Consider the following 21,226-nt stretch of genomic DNA (forward strand, 5'->3'; position numbering starts at 1 on the left):
AGGATAGAATGCTCGCCAATTCCCTGATCGAACTCGACCGCGCCCATCTCGTCCACCCGGTCTCTTCATACCGTGGTCATGAGGCGCAAGGCGTGCGCGTCTTGAAATCGGCGAAGGGGGCGACCGTGACCGATGCGTCCGGCCGGCAACTTCTCGACGGTTTCGCGGGACTGTGGTGCGTCAATGCCGGCTACGGCCACGACAGCATCGTCGAGGCGGCTGCCCGGCAGATGCGCGAGCTTCCCTACGCCACCGCCTATTTCGACCTCGGCTCTGAGCCGGCCATCCGGCTCGCATCGGAACTGGCCGAGCGCGCGCCCGGAGATCTCAATCACGTCTTCTTCACACTTGGCGGGTCGGACGCGGTCGATAGCACGGTCCGTTTCGTCCGCTACTACTGGAATGCCAGGGGCGAGCCAAAGCGCGACCAGTTCATTTCCATCGAGCAGGGCTATCACGGCTCGTCGGTGGTCGGCGCGGGCCTGACCGCCCTGCCCGCCTTTCACGCCGGTTTCGGCATTCCCTTCGAATGGCAGCACAAGATCCCCTCCCCCTATCCCTATCGCAACCCGGTGGGCGAGGAAGGGAACGCGATCATCGCCGCATCACTCGCCGCGCTGAAGGCCAAGATCGAGGAGATCGGGCCGGAGCGGGTCGCTGCCTTCTATGCCGAGCCGATCCAGGGCTCAGGCGGCGTCATTGTTCCACCGAAAAGCTGGATCAAGGCGATGCGCGAGCTCTGCCGGGAATACGGCATCCTGTTCATCGCCGACGAGGTGATCACCGGCTTCGGCCGCACGGGACCCTTGTTCGCCTGTACCGATGAGGACATCGTTCCCGATTTCATGACGACCGCGAAGGGGCTGACCTCGGGCTATGTTCCCATGGGCGCCGTGTTCATGGCCGATCATGTCTACGACGTCATCGCCGATGGCGCGGGCTCCTCGGCGGTCGGTCACGGCTACACCTATTCCGCTCATCCCGTCAGCGCCGCCGTCGCGCTCGAAGTGTTGAAGCTCTATGAAGCCGGCCTTCTGGAGAATGGCATCAAGGCCGGCGCTCGCCTGATGGGGGGCTTGGAGGGCCTGAGGGACCACCCGCTCGTCGGCGATGTGCGCGGCCGCGGCATGCTTGCCGCGATCGAACTGGTGGTCGACAAGCGGAAGAAGACACCGCTTCCGGCGTCGGCCATGCCGGCGCGGCGCGTCTTCGACAGGGCATGGGACAATGGCCTGATCATCCGTGCCTTTGCGCATGGGGTTATCGGCTATGCACCGCCGCTCTGCTGCACCGACGGCGACATCGATGCGATCATCGAGCGCACGCGCCGGACGCTCGACCAGACACTGGACGATCCCGACATCCGCCAGGCCCTGGCATGACGGCAGACCAATGCCCCGTGTTTCGAAATAGCGCCGGGGCAGACGATTTCGCAATTTTGTGCCGCCCCCTCGCGCCTTTTCGGCGAATCCAGCGCGGGGGAAGTGCCAGACTGCTTATAAGACAAGGCCAGAAAGCTTGGATTTCCGGGCCTTCGAAAAAGGCCGACGCCCCTGACAGCACGGAATTTTGTTCTGTTCAACACATGCAATTCGGCCGTACGCAGAGGAGACCCAGTCTTGGCCAGGGGCTTTAGCGAATTCAAATACATGACCTTCGATGTCGTCGGCACGCTGATCGACTTCGAAGGCGGGATAACGACCTGCCTGGCCGGAATCGCCGCCGAGGCCGGCGTTTCGCTCGATGGTGAGGAAGCGCTGAGCCTTTACCGGCAGGCCCGCTACATGCCCGATGCGAGCCTGTTTCCCGACGATCTCCTACGTGTCTACATGGTCATCGCGCCACGGCTCGGCCTGCCGGCCGAGGAGAAATACGGCATCCGCCTGCGGGACTCCGCCAGCGTCTGGCAAGGCTTTCCTGACAGCGCGGCGGCATTGGCCGAGCTTGCGAAATCGCACAGGCTGATCGCCATGACCAATGCCCGGCGCTGGGCGCTCGATCATTTCGAGAAGCAACTCGGATCGCCCTTCTTCGCCACCTTCACGGCCGACGATACCGGCACGGAAAAACCGGACCCGGCCTTTTTCCAGAAGGTCTTCGATTTCGTCGCCTCAAGGGGCGACAGCAAGGATGACATCCTGCACGTCGCGCAAAGCCAGTATCACGATATCGGCATATCCCGGGCGCTTGGCTTGACCAACTGCTGGATCGAGCGCCGGCATGCCCAGAAGGGCTATGGCGGCACGATCGAGCCCGAGCGCTTCACCGTGCCGGACTACCACTTCACCTCAATGGCCGCGTCGGCGTCGGCCGTACGGGAAAGCCTGAAGCAACGAACCTGAGCCCAAGCCCGGAAAGCCGCGTCAAGACGAGCAAGCCGGAAAACAAACAGAAAGGGGAATGATATGACCGACAAGATCACGAACTGGACCAGCGCAGACGATGCCATGGTCGAAAATGCCATTCGGCGGGGCGCGAGCCGCCGCGAACTCCTCAAGATGCTGTTGGCCGGCGGCGCCGCGGTTGCCGCGGGCAGCATGGTGCTTGGCCGCGCCACCAATGCCGTCGCCGCCACGCCGGTTTCCGGCGGCAGCTTCAAGGCCGCCGGCTGGTCGTCCTCGACCGCCGACACGCTCGATCCGGCAAAGGCGTCGCTGTCGACCGACTATGTCCGCTGCTGCTCGCTCTACAACCGCCTGACTTTCCTCGACAAGGATGGCGTCACGCAGATGGAGTTGGCCGAAAGCTTCGACAGCAAGGACGCCAAGACCTGGACGGTGAAGCTGCGTAAGGGCGTCACCTTCCACGACGGCAAGGCCCTCACCGCCGACGACGTCGTCTTCTCGATGAAGCGCCATCTCGATCCGGCGATCGGTTCCAAGGTCGCCAAGATCGCCGCGCAGATGACCGGTTTCAAGGCCGTCGACAAGTCCACGGTCGAAATCACGCTCGCCGATCCGAATGCCGACCTTCCGACCATCCTGGCGCTGCATCACTTCATGATCATCGCCGATGGCACCACCGACTTCTCCAAAGGCAACGGCACCGGCGCCTTTGTGCTGCAAACGTTCGAACCAGGCGTGCGGTCGGTCGTCACCAAGAACAAGAACTACTGGAAATCCGGCAAGCCCTACCTCGACTCGTTCGAATTCATCGCCATCAGCGATGACAGCGCCCGCGTGAACGCCCTGCTTTCCGGTGACATCAACTTCGCCGCCTCGATCAATCCGCGCGCGATGAAGCTCATCGGCGGCCAGCAGGGCTTCGAATTGTCGAAGACGACCTCGGGCAACTACACCGACCTCAACATTCGGCTCGACATGGATCCCGGCAACAAGGCCGACTTCGTGACCGGCATGAAATACCTCGTCAACCGCGAGCAGATCGTCAAATCGGCATTGCGCGGCCTTGGCGAAGTCGGCAACGACCAGCCCGTCTCACCGGCGAACATCTTCCACAATGCCGACCTCAAGCCGAAGGCCTTCGACCCGGACAAGGCCAAATTCCACTTCCAGAAGTCGGGCCTGCTCGGTCAGTCCATCCCCGTGGTCGCCTCCGATGCCGCGACCTCGTCGATCGACATGGCGGTGATCATCCAAGCCGCCGGTGCCGATATCGGCATGAAGCTCGATGTCCAGCGCGTCCCGTCCGACGGCTACTGGGACAATTACTGGCTCAAGGCGCCGGTCCATTTCGGCAACATCAATCCACGCCCGACGCCGGACATCCTGTTCTCGCTGCTCTACGCCTCCAACGCGCCCTGGAACGAAAGCCAGTACAAGTCGGAGAAGTTCGACAAGCTGATGATCGAGGCGCGCGGCTCGCTCGACCAGGCCAAGCGCAAGGAAATCTACGGCCAGATGCAGACCATGGTCTCCGAAGAGGCCGGCACCATCATCCCAGCCTACATTTCCAACGTCGATGCCCTCTCCAGCAAGGTGAAGGGTTTGGAGGCGAACCCGCTCGGTGGCATGATGGGCTACGCAATGGCGGAATATCTCTGGCTCGAAGCCTGAGAGGCGCCTGCCAGGGACCGGACAGCCGGTCCCTGGCACTTATTGCGCAACATGGCTTGGCCGAACGCAACCGCAGGAGCGCTTCCATGACGTCTGGGGTTCTAAACCTCGTGTTGAAGCGGCTGGCAATCGCGGTCATCACGCTTCTGATCGTCCTGTTCGCCGTTTTTTTCGCCACCAGCATGCTGCCCGGCGACACCGCGTCGATCCTGCTCGGCCAGGCGGCGACACCCGAAGCCGTCGCCGGCCTGCGCGAGGCCATGCATCTCAACGATCCGGCAATCCTGCGCTTCCTGCGCTGGCTTCTCGGCCTGCTCCACGGCGATCTCGGCACCTCCTATGCCAATGAGATGCCGGTCGCGGCACTGATCGGCGGGCGCTTCATCAACACCATGGAGCTCGCCGGCATCACCACGCTGCTCTCGGTCCCCCTGGCGCTGACGCTGGGCATCACCGCCGCCATGCTGCGCGGCTCGCTCTACGACCGCACCGTCACCATTCTTTCGATCGGCGTCATCTCGGTGCCGGAATTCATGGTCGCCACGCTGGCGGTCCTGCTTTTCGCCGTTTATCTCAAATGGCTGCCAGCGCTTTCCTCGGTCAATGAGGCGCATACGCTGACCGACCTCGTGCGCATCTATGCAATGCCGGTGATCACGCTCACCTTCGTCATCTCCGCCCAGATGATCCGCATGACCCGCGCCGCGGTGATCGAAACGCTCTCCACGCCTTATGTCGAGATGGCGCTTCTCAAAGGCGCCTCACGCGGCCGCATGGTGCTCAAGCACGCACTCCCCAATGCGCTCGGGCCAATCGTCAACGCGGTTGCGCTGTCGCTGTCCTATCTGGTCGGCGGCGTCATCATCGTGGAGACGATCTTCAACTATCCCGGCATCGCCAAGCTGATGGTCGATGCCGTCGCGACCCGCGACCTGCCGCTGATCCAGAGCTGCGCGATGATCTTCTGCCTTGGCTATCTCTTGCTCATCACCGTCGCCGACATCATCGCCATCATGTCCAACCCGAGGCTCAGGTGACGATGGCGCGCGTGGCAGCTTCCCGACGGTCATTTCTTGGCCACAGCTACAATCTCGTGGGCGTCGTGGCCGCGCTGGTCATCCTGGCGTGGACGCTGATCGCCATCTTCGCGCCTTGCATCATTCCCCATTCGATCGGCGATATCGTCGACGACGATTATTTCGGCCCGATGCGTCAGGGCCTATGGCTCGGCTCGGACTATCTGGGCCGCGACATGCTCTCGCGGGTGCTGATGGGCGCGCGCTACACCGTCGGCATATCGCTCGCAGCCGTCGCCATCGCCTGCTTCTCGGGCGTCGTGCTGGGGATGATCGCTGCCGTCACCGGCGGCTGGCTCGACAGCTGCCTTAGCCGCTTCCTCGATGCCATGAACTCCATCCCCAGCAAGCTGTTCGGCCTTGTGGTCGTCGCCGCTGTCGGCTCGTCGATCCCGGCGCTGATCCTGACGCTCGCCGTCATCTATATTCCCGGCGCCTACCGTTTCGCGCGGGCGCTCGCGGTCAACATCAACAGCATGGACTTCATGACCGTCGCTCGCGTCCGCGGCGAAAGCACCGCCTATCTCATCGGGTCCGAGATCCTACCCAATATCATGCGCCCGGTTCTGGCCGACTTCGGCCTGCGCTTCGTCTTCATCGTGCTCTTGCTCTCAGGCCTGTCCTTCCTCGGGCTCGGCCTGCAGCCGCCGCTCGCCGACTGGGGCGCGCTGGTGCGCGAGAACATCGGCGGCCTGCCCTTCGCGGCGCCCGCGGTCATCATTCCGTCGCTGGCGATCGCCAGCCTCACCATCAGCGTCAACCTGCTGATCGACAACCTGCCGCAGAAGATCAGGGACAGGGACGCATGACCAATCTCGTCGAGGTCAGGAACCTAAGGATCGAGGCGACGACCGACGCCGGTCGTGTCGTCGAAATCATCAAGGGCGTCAGCCTCGACATCGCCGATGGCGAGATCGTCGCCCTGATCGGTGAGAGCGGTTCCGGCAAGACGACGATCGCGCTCTCGCTGATGGGCTATGCGCGGCCTGGCTGCCGGATTACCGGCGGCGAAATCAATGTCAACGGCAAGAACATGGCGGCATTTTCCGAAAAGCAGCGCGCCAGGTTGCGCGGCACCGACATTGCCTATGTTCCGCAAAGTGCCGCCGCCTCCTTCAACCCCTCGTCCACCATCATGGAGCAGGTGATCGAGGTTACGCGCATCCACGGGCTGATGTCGCCCGAGCAGGCGCGCAAGCGCGCGGTCGAGCTGTTCCGGGCCTTGTCGTTGCCGGATCCGGAAGGGATCGGCGCGCGCTACCCGCACCAGGTTTCGGGCGGGCAATTGCAGCGGCTGTCGGCGGCCATGGCGCTCACCGGCGATCCCAAGCTGATGATCTTCGACGAGCCGACGACGGCACTCGACGTGACGACGCAGATCGACGTGCTGAAGGCATTCAAGTCGGTCATGCGGGCGGGCGGAATAGCGGGGGTCTACGTTTCCCACGACCTCGCCGTCGTCGCCCAGATCGCCGACCACATCGTCGTGCTGAAGGGCGGCGAAGTGCAGGAGACAGGCACCACGGCTCAGATACTTTCGGCTGCCCAGCACCCCTATACGCGCGAACTGCTGGCTGCCTTCGAGCCGAAACCGCGGCAAGCGCATGCGGACGCGGATGCCGGGACGAAAGAGCTGCTGCGTATCGACAATGTGACCGCCGGCTACGGCGCGGTGCGGGGTGACGGACTGCCGATTATCCGCGCGGTTGATTCCGTCACCCTAGTCGTCGAGAAGGGACGCAATCTCGGCGTCATCGGCGAATCCGGCTGCGGAAAATCGACGCTGGCGCGCGTCATCGCCGGCATCCATCCGGCGGCGGCCGGCGACATCGTCTTCGACGGCAAGGAATTGGAGCGCACTGCGGGGAAACGCAGCCAGGACCAGCTGCGCGAGATGCAGATCGTGTTCCAGTATGCCGACACCGCGCTCAATCCAGCCAAGCCGGTGGAGGACATCATCTCCCGCCCGCTGGCCTTCTATCACGGGCTCGACAGACAGGCGCGCTCGAAGCGCGTCGACGAACTGCTCGACATGGTTCGCCTGCCGAGGGGCCTGCGCTATCGCCGTCCGTCGGAGCTCTCGGGTGGCCAGAAGCAACGCGTGAACTTCGCGCGCGCTCTGGCGGCCGACCCCAAGCTCATCATCTGCGACGAAATCACCTCGGCGCTCGACACGGTGGTCGCGGCCGCGGTGATCCAACTGCTCAAGGAGTTGCAGCGCGAGTTGGGCCTTTCCTATATTTTCATCAGCCACGACCTCTCCGTCGTCGAAGCGATCTGCGACGAAATCATGGTCATGTATAATGGGCAGCGGGTGGAGCAGATCACGCCCGACAAGTTGCAGGCGCCCACCCACCCCTATTCCAAGCTTCTGTTCTCCTCCGTGCCGAAGCTCGATCCGACGTGGCTCGATGGCCTCGTCCGCGATCCCGAGCTTGTCAGCCAATACGGCCATCGCTAGAGCCGCTCAGCATTTTACGGAAACGGTGAGCCGCTCTGACTACATCGGGAACAGGCTGGGCAACGGCATGTGCGCCTTGACGATGGGAGATTTCAGCACCACGAAGCTGAAACACTTGTCGATGCCGATATCCATGTCGCTCAGCCGCTCCATGATCTCCTGATACTCGCCGATGCCGGCGGCCACGAATTTCATCAAATAGTCGTAGCGGGCGGAAACGCGGTGGCATTCGACGGCCGCATCAACCTTGTCGACGGCGGCAAGGAAACGCGCGAAGTCGATCTGTCGATGGTTCTTTAGCGTGACTTCCGTGAAGACGGTGAGCGTCCGTCCCAGCTTTGCGATGTCGATCTGCGCCGAATAGCGCACGATATAGCCTTCAGCCTGCAGCTTCTTTACCCGCATCAGGCATGGGCTGGGGGAGAGACTGACCCGTTCGGCCAACTCCACATTTGTGATGCGGCCGTTCTTCTGCAGCTCGTACAGAATCTTGATGTCGATCCGATCGAGTTTCATGGGCCTTGTCTACAATTGCGAGCAGAGCCGGTAGGCCTCATAGATCGACGAGTAGATGTCCCGGCTGGCGACCGCGTCTCCTATGCGGTGCAGGACGAACGATCCGGCAGCTTGGGAACTATTATCCCCGTCCGTTGCCGTTCCCGTCATCAGCGCTATGTCGGTGACGCCGTTGTTGGCGGAGCGCGCACGCAGTTCCTGGTAGGTATCCTCCATGGGCACGGTGCCGCGCTCGACAATGAGTTGGGCCGCGGTCATTTCTGTTTCCGCACCAGTGAGTTCATGCCGGAACGTGGCGGCGATGCCGTTGCCCTGGCGCGCTGCCTTGACCAGACGCATATCGCTGACGACGCGGATGCCGCGTTCCGAGGCGCGTTTGCGGAAACTCACCCGGTCCGGATAGGGCGTCTCGATCGCCAGCGTGTCGTCCGCTATGGCCAGGCTGGCCACGCGCCCGTGTTGGGCGAGATGCAGGGCGCAGGAAATTGCGGCCTGGCGTCCGGTCTCGTCGTAGATCAGCACATCGTGCTTCGCCGGCACGACTCCGGTCAGGACGTCCCATACGCTGTCGCAATGTTCAGCGAACGCCGCCGGTGGCGACGATGACCGCGCCCGGTTCCGCAGCAATGACGATTTCTGCCTCCGCATAGGTGTTGAGACGGACTTCCACTGCAAGCCGCGCGAGTTCGTCTACGCGCCAGTCGACTATGCCGATGAGATCCCTGCGATCGGACGCCGAGGCCGCGATGAGCACTTGCCCACCAAGCCGCGCCCCAGCTTCGAGCAGGCTCACTCTGTGGCCGCGCTCGGCGGCGACCCTTGCCGCTTCCATCCCGCTCGGGCCACCGCCGATCACTACCACCCGTTTCGGCGTTTCAGCCCGCATGATGGTATGGCTGATGATCGTTTCATGGCCGCTCGCCGGGTTGTGAATGCACTGCACCTTCTTGTAGAGGCAGTAGGACGCGCCGACACACGGGCGAATGCGTTCTTCTTCGCCGCGCATCACGTTGTTGACGATATGGGGGTCGGCAATATGCGCTCGGGTCATGCCGACCAGGTCGACAAGGTTCTCGCGGATGGCATGGCGGGCCGTCGCTATGTCCCGAATGCCTGCGGCGTGGATCACGGGCAGCCTGGTTTCCCGTTTGAACTGTCCGACCAGCGGCAAGAACGGCGCGCTCTGGCTGAACATGCCGGGCATGTTCTGCTCAGCCAGCGACAGATCGGTGTCCATGCGGCCAAAGATGCAGTTGAAGAAGTCGATATGGCCTTCCCGCTCGAACAGCCTGGCGAAGGCAAGGCATTCCTCGAAATCCGAGCCATCCTCGACCGCCTCGTCGATCACGAACCGGATGCCGACAGCGAAGTCGTCGCCCACCGCGCGGCGGATCGCCTCGTGAACCATCAGGCCGAAGCGTGCGCGGTTTTCCAGCGAGCCGCCGAAGTCATCCGTGCGCCTGTTGGTTCTGAGCGAGAGGAATTGCCCGATCAGATGGCCGCCGGTGACGGTTTCAACGCCGTCCAGACCGCCGTCCACGCAGCGCCTAGCGGCACTGGCGTAATCCTTGATGATCCTGTCGATGTCGGCGGCGTCCATCTCCTTTGGAAAATTCCGGTTCCGCGTCTCGCGAACGCGTGACGGCGCCACCGGCGGCAGCCAGTTTCCGGCATAGGCGGTAGCGCGCCGGCCAAGGTGTGAGACCTGGCACATGATGGCAGCGCCATGGCGATGCACCCGCTGCGACAGCGACTGGAGATGAGGCACGATGCGGTCGGTCGAGAGGTCCAACTGACCGCCGCCCCAGCTCGAGTCGGGCGACGTCATGGCCGAGCTGCCCACCATGGTCATCGCCAGGCCGCCGCGCGCTTTCTCCTCGTGGTAGCGTTGGTAGCGCTCGAGCGGCAGGCCGCCATCGTCCAGCATCGAGGCATGGCTGGTGCTGACGACGCGGTTGCGCAGCGTCAGACCCTTGAGCCGAAACGGCTGAAGCAGAGGATCGCTGGATGTGCTGCCCGCTTGAGATGCCGCTGCCTTCACGTCCTGCTCCCCCATTCATCAGGGTTATACTTCGCCATTTCCGAGATCGTAGAAAGCTTGTAAATTGTTGGGGTCGCTATACGCTGGGCGTATGGCTGGTTTCGCAAAACTCGTTCCTTCCGCGCGCGGACTGCTTGTCTTCGAAGCTGCTGTCCGGTCGGGTAGCTTCACGGCGGCGGCGCGCGAGTTCAACGTCACGCAACCATCGATCAGCCGCAGCATTGCCCAGCTCGAGGCCGATTTTGGTGTTGCTCTTTTCACGCGGGGTCCTGCGGGGTTGACCCCGACCCCGGAGGGACGTGCCCTCTATTCGGCGGTGCGGGAGGGATTTGACGGCATTGCGGAGGCGATCCGCAGGATCAGGCAGAACAGCGCTGCAAAGCCGGTGGTGACTCTTTCCCTTTCGAGTTCTCTGGCAACCTATTGGTTCGTTCCGAGGTTAGGGGCATTCAACACCAGGTTTCCTGACGTCGACCTGTGGTTCGAACTGATCGCGGGCGTTCTGCGAGGACCCGCCGAGACTGTCGACCTTGCCACGAGGCTGATGACGACACCCACTATCACCATTGGGCATTCTCGCCGGAGATCATCGTTCCGGTGTGCAGCCCATCCTATTTGTCGGCCCACGGCCGGCTGATCCATGCCGGAACCGGGGAAGGTCATGCCTTGCTTCACCTGACCGACGCCAAGGAGCAGTGGCTGGACGCCTGGGGCAGTGTGGCGGACCGCAAGACCAGCAGGGCAAAGTGGCTCGAATTCTCGGACTACGCGGTCGTGCTTCAAGCCGCGATGAACGGGGAAGGCGTGGCGCTCGGCTGGCTCAGCAACGTTTCAAGGGCATTGCTTCAGGGAACCCTTGTCCCGGCCTCGGACAGGCAGATCAAGACGGGTCGGATCCATCAGCTGATAGCGCCGCGCTCAAGGCCGGTACGGCCTGTCGTCTGCCTGGATGATCGCCGAGATGCAAGCCGAATTGAAGGCACTGCACCGGATATTGCGGCCGGACGCCTTGTAGCGGGCCGCAGGCGACAAGCGCGGCGCGGTCGCCGCGGACTACCTCGGAAACAGGCTGGGCAGCGGCATGTGCGCCTTGACGATCGGCGACTTCAGCACCACGAAGCTGAAATACTTGTCGATGCCGATATCCATGTCGGTCAGCCGCTCCATGATGGTCTGGTACTCGGCGATGCCGGCGGTCACGAACTTCATCAAATAGTCGTAGCCACCCGACACGAGGTGGCATTCGATGACCTGGTCGATCTTCTCAACCACGGCGAGAAAGCGGGCGAAATCCACCTGGCGATGGTTCTTCAAGGTGATTTCGGTAAACACGGTCAGCGTTTGGCCGAGCTTGCCGATATTGATCTGCGCGGAATAGCCCTCGATGTAGCCCTCCGATTGCAATCTCTTGACCCGCATCAGGCACGGGCTTGGCGACAGGTGCACCAGATCAGCCAGTTCCACGTTGGTGATGCGGCCATTCTTCTGCAACTCGTACAGAATCTTGATATCGATCCGATCCAGTTTCACTGTCGTCTCCGCAGAACATGCCGCAGCACAAAATGCTGCCTTGCTCATAGACATTGACACTACCACAGCCCGTGGGTCTGTCCATCCAAGCGGAGAGCGCTTTGAAACGCAGCGGCTCCCGATTTTGACTGCGTTGCCGGAATAAAATTCTGCTTCGGCCGCAACTGCGGCAGCGGCTGCCTGCGCAACGCGTTAAATTGGCGCGTCAAGGCAGAGAGACCATGCGCGCACCCCTACAGAAAATCGAGACATCCGGAGACCTGCCACGGATCGCGGACGCGGTGGTGATCGGCGGCGGCATCGTCGGTATCTTCGCGGCCTACTACCTGGCACGGCGCGGCATGAAGGTGGCGCTCGTCGAAAAGGGACGCATCGGCGCCGAGCAGTCTTCCAGGAACTGGGGATGGTGCCGCCAGCAGAACCGCGACGCGCGCGAGTTGCCGATGGCGACAAGAAGCATCGACCTGTGGGGCAGCTTTGCGGCGGAAACCGGCGAAGAAACCGGCTTTCGCCGCTGCGGCCTGCTCTATCTCAGCAACGACGATGCGGAACTGGCCGGCTGGGTGCGCTGGCGTGACTTCGCCAAAACGGCTGGCGTCACGACGCATATGCTCGACGGCGCCGAGGCCTGCGAGCGGGGCCGCGCCACTGGCCGGACATGGAAGGGCGGCGTCTTCTCGCCCACCGACGGCACCGCCGATCCGTCGCGGGCAGCACCCGCGGTCGCCCGCGCCATCCTCAAGCTTGGCGGCTCAGTGCACCAGAATTGCGCCGCGCGCGGTATCGAGACCGAAGGCGGCCGCCTGAGCGGCGTGGTCACCGAAAGCGGAACGATCCGGACCAAGATGGCTGTGCTGGCCGGCGGTGCCTGGGCCTCCTCCTTTTGCCGGCAGTTCGGTTTCCGTTTTCCGCAGGCGTCGATCCGCTCGTCCATTCTGTCCGTCTCGCCAGGCGCGGAAGGTCTGCCGGATGCGCTGCACACGAAAGGGATCTCGGTCACGCGTCGCGGCGACGGCGGCTACACGCTCGCCATAAGCGGACGCGGGCGCGTGGACGTTACGCCGCAGCAGTTGCGCTTCTCCTCGCAGTTCCTGCCGATGTTCCTGAAACGGTGGCGCAGCCTCGCGCCTGGCGGCCTGCAGGGCATGCGCTCGGGTCACGAAACGCTCCGACACTGGCGGCTCGACCAGCCGACACCGATGGAGCGGATGCGCATCCTCGACCCGGTTCCGGACCAGGCGACCATCCGCCTGGCCCACGCCCGGGCGCTCGAGCTGCTGCCGGCACTGCGCCAGACCAGGATCAGCGCGACCTGGGCCGGCTACATCGACAGCACGCCCGACGGTGTGCCTGCCATTGGGGAGATCCATATCGTTCCGGGTTTCTTTTTGGCTGCCGGGTTCTCGGGGCATGGCTTCGGCATCGGACCCGGCGCCGGGCATCTCGTCGCCGATCTGATGACCGGCTCCAAACCGATTGTCGATCCGCAATCCTATGATCCCAGGCGCTTCGACGCTTCGTCTTGGGGGAAGGTCGCCGACTTCTAGACGTGATACAGGCAGACATACCAGGTCGGCCCAGAATCGCATCAGCCGTCCCGCAGAAAGGCGCCGATAGGCGCCGGGCGGACAGGCGCTTGCCCGCGGAACCGACCGACAGCGCCAGGCGTGCAGCCGGTCTGCGCCGCGATGAGTTCGACGGCGGCCAGCTGACAATAGCGCCCCTGGCATCGCCCCATGCCGACGCGCGACAGCGATTTCACCCTGTTGGCTTCGCTACCGCCGAAATCAGTGCTCTGGCGTAGGGCCGCGGCGGTCACGTTCTCGCAGCGGCAGACGACCGCGTCGGGGAGTGCCCGCGCCATCGCCGTCGGCCAGGGAAAGGCGCGAGCCAGCCCGCGGGCAAAGCGTTCGAGCCGTGCGAGTTTGCGCAAATCGGACGCGGTGGAGGGCGCTGGAAATCCGAGATCGGCAAGGCACGCCACCGCGGCAAGACGCCCCGCGATCTCCGCGCCGTCTGCTCCCAGAAGACGAACTCCATCGCCCGCAAGATAGACTCCGTTGCCGGCGCGGCCCATCTCATCGGTCTTTGGCAGCCATTGCCGCCACTGCTCGTCATAAATGAAGGCACATCCCGCCAGGTCGGCGAGATGCGTTTCGGCCCGCAAGTGCCAGCCCATGCCTATCGTGTCGCATAGCGTGAGATGTTCCCTGCCGCCGGCGTCGTGCCAGCGGATCGCGGTGACACCTTTGCCGTCGGCCTCGATCCGTTCGAGCGTCACGCCGGCATGATAGCGGCCGCCGAGCCTCGCCCGCGGGGCGAGACCGCGCAGCGCGACCAGCGGCCGGGCGGCAAGGTCCCAGAGTCCCCGCATCTGCTGGCGCCGGGAAGAGGTGTCGAGCACCGCCACCACATCCGCTCCAGCCTTGACGAGTTGGGCGCCAACCAGCGTCAGCAAAGGCCCCGATCCGATCAGGACGATGCGCTGCCCCAGCGCCACGCCCTGCGCCTTGAGCGCGATCTGCGCCGCGCCAAGGCTGTAGACGCCGGCACTCTGCCAGCCCGGGACCGGAGCGACACGGTCGGATGCGCCCGTCGCAAGGATCAGGCGGTCATAGCTGACCAGCTGTACGCCGCCCTCCCCCAACACGTGCAGCCGCCCCTCCTGCAAGGCGATGACCGAGCTTGCCGCGCAATGGGTGAGGCGCCCCTCTTCGGCCAGCCGGTCGAAGAGGGCATGCAATGCGACCGCTTTCGCCGCCTCCGACCCGTAGAGCTGCTCCGGCGTGCGGACGAACCCGGCAGGTGGGCGGCGGTAGATCTGCCCGCCGGCGCGCTGCCCTTCATCGATCACCACCGGGTGGAGCCCGGCCTCGACCAGCATGGCCGCGGCCCTTATGCCGGCGGGACCGGCGCCGACGATCACGATCCGCGGCGAGGTCTCGCTCACGGCCAGCTCTCCGGCTCCGTTGTGCGCAACCGCATGCCTTCGGTGATCGGGGCCGAGCACGCGCGGATGCGCGGTCCCTCGTCCTGCCATATCCAGCAATCCTGGCAGGCTCCCATCAGGCAGAACCCGGCGCGCCACTCGGGTCCGAACTCGGATTTTCGCAGCGCGTGTCCTGATGCCAGCATGGCGGTCAGCACGGTGTCGCCCGCCAATGCGCTACACATCTGTCCGTCGAGAAAGAAATGCAGGTGCGCCCGCCCGAATTCGGCCAGCCGGACGATGCGGCCGGCGGTGATCATTCCGCCGCCTCTCGCACCGGGCCAGGACGAGGCAGTTCCGGGAACCGTTCGCAAACAGCGTCGAACGCCTGCTGGACGCCTTCCGGCCCCGAACGGCCCTTCATGCGGCGGAAGATCTCCGTCTTGGTGAAGAACCGCCAGTGGATCGGCAAATCTCCCAGTATGGCCGTGAGCCGGTCATAGGCGGCCGGCGTCCACTGCGCTTCGTAGCCGTCGCGCTCCGGACCGAAATGGAAATGGCCGGCGGCAGGCGCCGGCCGCGCGCGCAATTGCCCCGTTGCCTGCTCGTCGCTCTCGCCGCCGCGGATGACGACGCCATAGCCGTGCTCGGCCGCAGCCGGCGAGACATAGCCTCGCCGCACATCCTGCGCGACCCGCCAGGGTTCGCGTTGATGCGGATCGCCGCGCCCGCCGCCTCCGGCGGAGCGTATCTCAAGCACGTCGCCGGGCTGCAGCACAGTGGTGTCGATGTTGCCCAGCCGCCGCTCATGCTCGGTCCCTGGATTGACGATCATGTCCGACAGGCCGGCCGCCTTGCCGCCCAGCACGCCCCAGGGACGAAAGAAGCTGCGGTCGCGGTTGCGCGCCGTGATCCTGGAATCGGGGGCAAAGACACGGAAGGCCATTTCGGTCGCCAACCCGCCGCGCCAACGCCCCGCCCCGCCGCTATCCCTGGCGAGCCCGTATTTCACGAATTCGACCGGGGTCTCGGTCTCGGTGATCTCGATCGGCGTGTTCTTGAGATAGGCGGCATCCGCGCCCGATCCATTGGTTCCGTCGCGATGCGGCATCGCCCCGCCGCCGCCGACCACGGGATTCACCGCCGTGATGACGGTCCGGTAAGTGCGCTCGTCCGTGGTCATGACATTGACGATGCAGTTGTTGCCGGCCGGAGCTGCTGGCAGGCGCTCCGGCACCGTTTGCGAGAAGGCGCCGAAGATGACCGACCGCAGCCGGGCGCAGGTGAGCGAGCGCATGCCCACGGCGGCGGGGTGTACCGGGTTCAGCACGGAGCCCCGGGGCGTGATGCAGGTAAACGGCCGGGTAAGGCCGGTGTTGAGCAGGATCTTCGGGTTGAGCGTGTAGAGCACGTAGTAGACGCCAACCAGCAGCATGGTGTGTCGCGGGTCACCGCCCGAAGGCACGTTGAGCGAGGAGCCGAGCTGCGGATCGGAGCCGGTGAAGTCGAGCACCGCCTCGTCGCCCTTGATCGTCAGCGTCAGCTTCAGCCGGCACGGATTGGCCTCGACGGAATCCTCATCGGCATAGTCGCAGAAATCCCATGTGCCGTCGGGCATGGAGCGCAGCACGTCGCGCGCCTGCGCTTCCGCCTGGTCGAGAAGAGCGGAAACGCCTTCGATGAAGCCTGCCTTGCCGAACTTCCTCACCATTGCCTGGATCTTGCGCTCGCCGGTGTTAAGCGCGCCGACCAGCGCCTTGATGTCGCCGATGTTGAGGTCGGGCTTGCGCACATTGGTGCTCATGATCCGCAGGATAGTCTCGTCGAAGACGCCCTCTCTCACCAGCTTCATCGGGGGAAAGCGGATGCCTTCCTGATGGATTTCGGTCAGCGCCCGGCTGAGCGAAGCCGGCACGGCGCCACCCATATCGGTGTTGTGGATATGCCCGCCGGTCCAGGCGACGATCTCGCCATCGACGAAGACCGGCTTCCAAAGATGCGTGTCGGGCGCGTGCGTGGCGACGTGTCCGGAATAGGGATCGTTGGTGAAGGCAATATCTCCCGGCCGGTAGTCATCGACCATGGCGATCGCGCGGTGATACGAAAGCCCCGGATACCAGGTGGCGCCGAGCTCCATCGGCACGGCGAAGGTCGCGCCTGAACGGTCCATCAGCATCACGGTAAAGTCCTGCGTCTCCTTGACGAAGGCGGAGTGCGCGGTGCGGTGCAGCGTGTGCGCCATGTTCTCTGCGGCCGCGCGGGCATGGTTCGCCAGAACCTGAAGGTTTGTCCGGTCAAACAAGGCATCACTCCGGGAAGGTCAGCAAAAGGTTGAGATGGCGGTCGACCCTTGCCTGCGCTCCCGCGGGAATGGCAAAGGTGGTGTCTTCCTGAACGACCACGGCAGGCCCGTGAAACATGCTGCCCGGCACGAGGGCTTGCCGGTCGTGGAGGTCGACAGTCTCGACGCTCGCGCCCGTGTAGACGGAGAGCCGGCGCGCCGGAATGGCCGGAGCATCGACCTCGTCGATTTCCGGGAAGGAGAGTTTCGGCCCTGCGCCTATGGCCGATAGCCGGACATTCACAAGTTCGATCCCGCCCTCCGGGTCGTGGAAATCGTAGAGCCGCTCATGGGTGAGGTGGAAGGCCTGCGCGATGGCGGCCACATTGCCCTCCGCCAGCCATTCCGGCTGAAGGACGACCTCGATCTCATAACTCTGCCCGACATAGCGCATGTCGCAGGTGAGACTGAGCTCCGCCGCCGCATCGTGCCCCTGCGCCGCGAGCCAGTCGCGGCCCTCGCGCGTCAACGCCTCGAAGGCTTCGCGAATTCCGGCAAGCGCCACGCCAGACAGCGGGCTGAAGATGGTGCGAATGAAGTCCCCGCGCAAATCCGCCACCAGTCCGCCCAGCGCCGACACCACACCGGGCCGGCGGGGCGCCATGACGCGCTTCATGCCGAGTTCGCGGGCAAGGAATGCGCCCAGCATCGGCCCGCCGCCGCCGAAGGGCATCAGCGTGAAATCGCGCAAGTCCACGCCGGCGCGCGAGGCAAGCTTCTCGACCTCGACGAACATCTCCGACACCGCGATGTCGAGGATCGCCTGCGCGGTCTGCTCGATGGGGCGGTCGAGCCGGGCGGCAAGCTCGCCGACCGCGCGATGCGCCAGGCCGGTGTCGATCCGCAACTGGCCATAGGCCATCTCGCTGTGACCGAGCCATCCGCACACCACCATGGCGTCCGTCACCGTCGGCCTCTCGCCGCCACGACCATAGCACGCCGGTCCTGGCGTCGAACCGGCCGATTCCGGTCCGACCCGCAGCACCCCTTGTGCATCGACACTGGCGATCGAGCCGCCGCCGACACCGATCGAGCTTACCGACACGGAAGGGATGTGGAGCGGAAATTCGCCGATCAGTTCGCCGGTGCCGAATTGCGGCTCGCCATCGATAATGAGCGCGAAATCGGCCGAGGTCCCGCCAATGTCGAGGGTCAGGATCCTGTCCTCTCCGGCCTGGCGCGCCAGCCACGAGGCGCCCATGACACCGGAGGCTGTCCCCGACAAAAGCATGTTCACGCAGGCGCGCTTGCCTTCGGCAGCGTTCATCAGCCCGCCATTCGATTTGGTCAGCATGGGGCGGGCGGGTACACTGTGGTCCTTCAGCCGCTCTTCCAACGCCGTCAGATAGCCGGAGACGCGCGGATGGACATAGCCGTTGAGGATGGCGGTCGAGCTGCGCTCATATTCACGGATGACCGGCCAGACCTCGGCCGAGGAGAAGACGAACAGGTCGGGCGCAAGACGCGTGATCCTCGCCTTCACCGAAGCTTCCTGAGCGGCATTGCGCCAGGAATGGAGGAAGGACACGATGATGCCTTGCGCTCCGTTCGCTTTCGCCACCGCCACCGCCTTTTCCACCGCCGCCATGTCCGGCGCCCGGGACTCGCTGCCATCGGCACGCATGCGGGCCGGAATGCCGAAAACCATGTCGCGCGATATCAGCGGGTCCGGCCGCGAGCAGAACAGCGAATACATGTCCGGCATGCGCAGCCGCGCCAGTTCGATGACGTCCTCGAAGCCGGCATTGGTGAACAGCGCCAGCGGTGCGCCCTTGCGCTGGATGATGGTGTTGATGCCAACGGTCGTACCGTGCACGAAGCGCGTCATGCGGGCAGGATCAAAGCCTTCACGCTCGGCCATAAGCGTGAGGCCCGTTATCAGTTCGGCACCCGGATCTTCCGGCGTCGTCAGCACTTTCAGCGAGGCGACGCGCCCCGAATTTGCTTCGAGCGCGCAGAAATCGATGAATGTGCCACCGATATCAACGCCGACCTTCCAGTCGGCTTCGTTGCTCGCCTCGTCCGCCACGATGGCACCATCCATGATGCGTCCCTTCCTGTCTGCCAACCAAAGCTGACACGACAGGATGGCCAGGGTCCAAGACGTATGACGAGCGGGACTATAAGTCTTGCTTATGCCCTTGCTCTGTCACCGCCCAGCACGGCGGAACAGGCCGCGCGGACTTGCTCGCGCATCATCTCATCGGCCCGCGAAAGCGCCCGCGTGCGCGAGGTCAGCAGCGCGATCGGAAATTCCGGCCCCGCCGCGAGCGGCCTGACGGCAAGGCCGGCAAACTGGTGCCATGGCAGCAGCGCGTCGACGAGCGCGACACCCAGGCCGGCCTGGACGAAGCCGACGGCCGAGATGGAGACGTCGATCTCGAGCGACGGCGAAAGCACCACACCCTGCGCGCGGGCAGCGTGGGCCAGTTCGTCGGCGGGACGGGTGTTTGCGCGATAGGATATCAACTCTTCGCCGGCGAGATCGGCGAGCGTCAGCTCGGTCTTCCCGGCCAACGCATGCCCCGTGGGCAGCAGGCATGAGAAGCCGACGCTGCCGATCACTTCCGCGTCGATATCGGGAGGCAGGCGGTCGTCCATGGCGACGCCGAGGCTGGCATCGCCGGCGCGCAGCATGTCGATGATCGCGGCGATCGGCGCCATGTGGGACCGTAGCAAAATGTCGGGATGCTGCGCCCGGAAGCTGGTGAAGGCGCGCGGCAAGATCGCCATGGACGGCGGCGGCGAGGCCGCGACCCGCACCAGCCCCGTCCGGCCCAGCCGAAGGTCGGTGGTCTTGCGGCGCAAGCCCTCCAGCCCCGCCGACAGCCGCTCGGCATCGGCGAAGATCTCGAGCGCCTCCGGGGTCGGCCGCAGCCGGCCCTTGACGCGCTCGAACAGCGTGAAGCCGAGTTCGTCCTCGGTGTGGATCACGATCTGGCTCAAAGCGGGTTGGGAAATGTTCAGCATCCGCGCCGCGGCGGTCACCGTGCCCGCGCGCATGACGGCGATGAACACTTCGAGCTGACGGGCCCGCATTGCCACTCCATAGGTTCGGCTTATGGCTGTTGTCCAAACTCATCTTTGACGCAATGAAGCGGTGCCGACAAGATCGGCGTCTTCAGGGAGTATCCGCTCCGCACAAGGAATAACCATGGACGTGATCGTGCTGGGCGGTGGACTGATGGGGACGGCTTCAGCCTATTTCCTCGCGAGGCGCGGCGCGCGCGTGACGCTGGTCGAGCGCAAGCGGATCGGCACCGGGGCGACCGTCGCCTCCTTTGGCAACATCCGGCGCACGGGGCGCCATCTGTCCCAGCTTCCGCTGGCCCACCGCTCGCTCAGGCTGTGGGGCGAGGCTGAAGAGATGCTTGGCCGCAACGTCGAGTTCCGCGCCACCGGCCATATCCGGCTGATCTTCGATGAAGGAAGCCTTGCCGATATGCGGGCCTATGCCCAAGCCGCGCGGCCGTGGGGGCTCGAGCTGGAAGAACTCGGCCCGCGTGAGATCCGTTCCCGGTTTCCCGGCCTCGGCCCTGACTCGATCGGAGCGTCGTTCTCTCCGCAAGATGGCAGCGGCAATCCACGGCTGATCGCACCCGCCTTTGCCGAGGCGGCCCGCAAACTGGGGGCGCAAATCATCGAGGGAGCTGAGGTCGAGAAGATCACCCACACGGGTTCTGGTTTCCTTGTCACCAGTTCGAAGGGTGCATTCGCCGCCGAGTGCCTGCTCAACACCGCCGGAGCCTGGGGCGCGCGCATTGCCGCACAGTTTGGCGAAGAGGTCCCGCTCGACGCCCGCGGTCCGCAGATGGGTGTGACCGAGCCGCTGCCGCATCGGATTCTGCCGGTGCTCGGCATCTGGACGCGCGACAAGGACCATGGCGCCTATTTGCGTCAGGTCGAGCGGGGCAACATCGTTTTCGGCGGCGCCGCCGAAAGGGTGTCGGTGAACCTCGATCCCGGCCATGCGGCCGCCGATCCCATGCGCCTTCCCCTGCAATTGCGCGCCGTCGCGCGGTTGTTGCCGGCAATCGCGCGGGTCGCGGTCATCCGTACATGGTCCGGCTGCGAGGGCTATATCAGGGACATGCTGCCGGTCATGGGCCGCTCGGCCACGACGCCAGGCCTGTTCCACGCCTTCGGCTTCAGCGGACATGGCTTCCAGCTTGGTCCGGGCGTGGGCGACGCCATGGCCGAGCTCATCGCGACCGACCGTTGCGAAACGCCGCTCGACGATTTCATGATCAACCGCTTCAGCCGCGCTGCTGCATGATGGTTACAGAGAAGAATCGGGTCGCACGAAACGGTTGTGA

General features: G+C 64.5%; 18 protein-coding genes and 1 pseudogene. 10 read left to right on the top strand and 9 right to left on the bottom strand.

Going from position 1 to position 21,226, the window contains the following annotated elements; genetic code table 11:
- The first annotated feature begins 8 nt into the window (after positions 1–8).
- From LB516_RS23565 to LB516_RS23590, 6 genes are all read left to right on the top strand, one after another.
- Positions 9–1,382, top strand: a complete 1,374-nt coding sequence (locus LB516_RS23565; RefSeq protein ID WP_140722094.1) for an aspartate aminotransferase family protein — start codon at positions 9–11, stop codon at positions 1,380–1,382.
- 267 nt (positions 1,383–1,649) lie between these two features.
- Positions 1,650–2,342 (top strand): HAD-IA family hydrolase, encoded by a 693-nt coding sequence (locus LB516_RS23570; protein ID WP_411969428.1) that lies wholly within the window; start codon positions 1,650–1,652, stop codon positions 2,340–2,342.
- A 63-nt stretch (positions 2,343–2,405) separates the two neighbouring features.
- Positions 2,406–4,016 carry an ABC transporter substrate-binding protein gene (locus tag LB516_RS23575; RefSeq protein ID WP_140663706.1) on the top strand — a complete coding sequence of 537 codons (1,611 nt, stop codon included), beginning with the start codon at positions 2,406–2,408 and terminating at the stop codon, positions 4,014–4,016.
- 86 nt (positions 4,017–4,102) lie between these two features.
- The gene (locus LB516_RS23580; protein WP_140663708.1) at positions 4,103–5,053 is read left to right on the top strand and encodes an ABC transporter permease; all 951 of its coding nucleotides are present in this window, start codon (positions 4,103–4,105) and stop codon (positions 5,051–5,053) included.
- A 2-nt stretch (positions 5,054–5,055) separates the two neighbouring features.
- Complete coding sequence (locus LB516_RS23585; RefSeq protein WP_140664008.1) at positions 5,056–5,901, top strand: ABC transporter permease; 846 nt, start codon at positions 5,056–5,058, stop codon at positions 5,899–5,901.
- Complete coding sequence (locus LB516_RS23590; RefSeq protein WP_140722086.1) at positions 5,898–7,553, top strand: ABC transporter ATP-binding protein; 1,656 nt, start codon at positions 5,898–5,900, stop codon at positions 7,551–7,553. The genes LB516_RS23585 and LB516_RS23590 overlap by 4 nt, the downstream gene beginning before the upstream one ends.
- 39 nt (positions 7,554–7,592) lie before the next feature.
- Here the strand turns inward: LB516_RS23590 and LB516_RS23595 are convergent, their stop codons facing one another.
- The 3 genes from LB516_RS23595 to LB516_RS23600 are packed head-to-tail and all read right to left on the bottom strand — an operon-like array spanning position 7,593 to position 10,110.
- A complete protein-coding gene (locus tag LB516_RS23595) occupies positions 7,593–8,069 on the bottom strand; it encodes an Lrp/AsnC family transcriptional regulator (protein ID WP_140663712.1) in 477 nt (158 codons plus the stop codon).
- A gap of 9 nt (positions 8,070–8,078) precedes the next feature.
- Positions 8,079–8,609, bottom strand: coding sequence for a hypothetical protein (locus LB516_RS29075; protein ID WP_318011848.1), 531 nt, complete (start codon positions 8,607–8,609; stop codon positions 8,079–8,081).
- 37 nt (positions 8,610–8,646) lie between these two features.
- Complete coding sequence (locus tag LB516_RS23600) at positions 8,647–10,110, bottom strand: NADH:flavin oxidoreductase (protein WP_318011849.1); 1,464 nt, start codon at positions 10,108–10,110, stop codon at positions 8,647–8,649.
- A 91-nt stretch (positions 10,111–10,201) separates the two neighbouring features.
- Between LB516_RS23600 and LB516_RS23605 the strand changes: the two genes are divergently transcribed.
- Together LB516_RS23605 and LB516_RS23610 are read left to right on the top strand one after the other, a co-directional pair.
- The gene (locus tag LB516_RS23605; RefSeq protein ID WP_224720454.1) at positions 10,202–10,747 is read left to right on the top strand and encodes a LysR family transcriptional regulator; all 546 of its coding nucleotides are present in this window, start codon (positions 10,202–10,204) and stop codon (positions 10,745–10,747) included.
- Positions 10,708–10,989 (top strand): annotated as a pseudogene (locus tag LB516_RS23610) (LysR substrate-binding domain-containing protein); the annotation flags it as partial. The gene LB516_RS23605 and the pseudogene LB516_RS23610, both read left to right, overlap by 40 nt.
- 174 nt (positions 10,990–11,163) lie before the next feature.
- On the opposite strand, the gene LB516_RS23615 reads toward LB516_RS23610, so the two are convergent.
- Complete coding sequence (locus tag LB516_RS23615; RefSeq protein ID WP_127327820.1) at positions 11,164–11,640, bottom strand: Lrp/AsnC family transcriptional regulator; 477 nt, start codon at positions 11,638–11,640, stop codon at positions 11,164–11,166.
- Between the two features lie 221 nt (positions 11,641–11,861).
- On the opposite strand from LB516_RS23615, the gene LB516_RS23620 reads away from it, so the two are divergent.
- The gene (locus LB516_RS23620; protein ID WP_140663714.1) at positions 11,862–13,187 is read left to right on the top strand and encodes an NAD(P)/FAD-dependent oxidoreductase; all 1,326 of its coding nucleotides are present in this window, start codon (positions 11,862–11,864) and stop codon (positions 13,185–13,187) included.
- Positions 13,188–13,228: 41 nt separating this feature from the next.
- Here the strand turns inward: LB516_RS23620 and LB516_RS23625 are convergent, their stop codons facing one another.
- The 5 genes from LB516_RS23625 to LB516_RS23645 form a co-directional block, all read right to left on the bottom strand.
- Positions 13,229–14,590: an FAD/NAD(P)-binding oxidoreductase gene (locus tag LB516_RS23625; protein ID WP_140663716.1), complete on the bottom strand. Its 1,362-nt coding sequence runs from the start codon at positions 14,588–14,590 to the stop codon at positions 13,229–13,231.
- Positions 14,587–14,889, bottom strand: a complete 303-nt coding sequence (locus LB516_RS23630) for a (2Fe-2S)-binding protein (protein ID WP_140663718.1) — start codon at positions 14,887–14,889, stop codon at positions 14,587–14,589. The genes LB516_RS23625 and LB516_RS23630 overlap by 4 nt, the downstream gene beginning before the upstream one ends.
- Entirely contained in the window at positions 14,886–16,871 is a 1,986-nt protein-coding gene (locus LB516_RS23635) for a hydantoinase B/oxoprolinase family protein (RefSeq protein ID WP_224720455.1), read from the bottom strand. Before LB516_RS23635 ends, LB516_RS23630 begins: the two co-directional genes overlap by 4 nt.
- 4 nt (positions 16,872–16,875) lie before the next feature.
- Entirely contained in the window at positions 16,876–18,954 is a 2,079-nt protein-coding gene (locus tag LB516_RS23640; protein WP_140663721.1) for a hydantoinase/oxoprolinase family protein, read from the bottom strand.
- A gap of 89 nt (positions 18,955–19,043) precedes the next feature.
- Positions 19,044–19,949: a LysR family transcriptional regulator gene (locus LB516_RS23645; protein WP_140663722.1), complete on the bottom strand. Its 906-nt coding sequence runs from the start codon at positions 19,947–19,949 to the stop codon at positions 19,044–19,046.
- 115 nt (positions 19,950–20,064) lie between these two features.
- Between LB516_RS23645 and LB516_RS23650 the strand changes: the two genes are divergently transcribed.
- Positions 20,065–21,186: an NAD(P)/FAD-dependent oxidoreductase gene (locus tag LB516_RS23650; protein ID WP_140722083.1), complete on the top strand. Its 1,122-nt coding sequence runs from the start codon at positions 20,065–20,067 to the stop codon at positions 21,184–21,186.
- The last annotated feature ends 40 nt before the right edge of the window (positions 21,187–21,226 follow it).

Source organism: Mesorhizobium sp. CO1-1-7, from assembly GCF_020164885.1.
Classification (GTDB): Bacteria; Pseudomonadota; Alphaproteobacteria; order Rhizobiales; family Rhizobiaceae; genus Mesorhizobium; species Mesorhizobium australicum.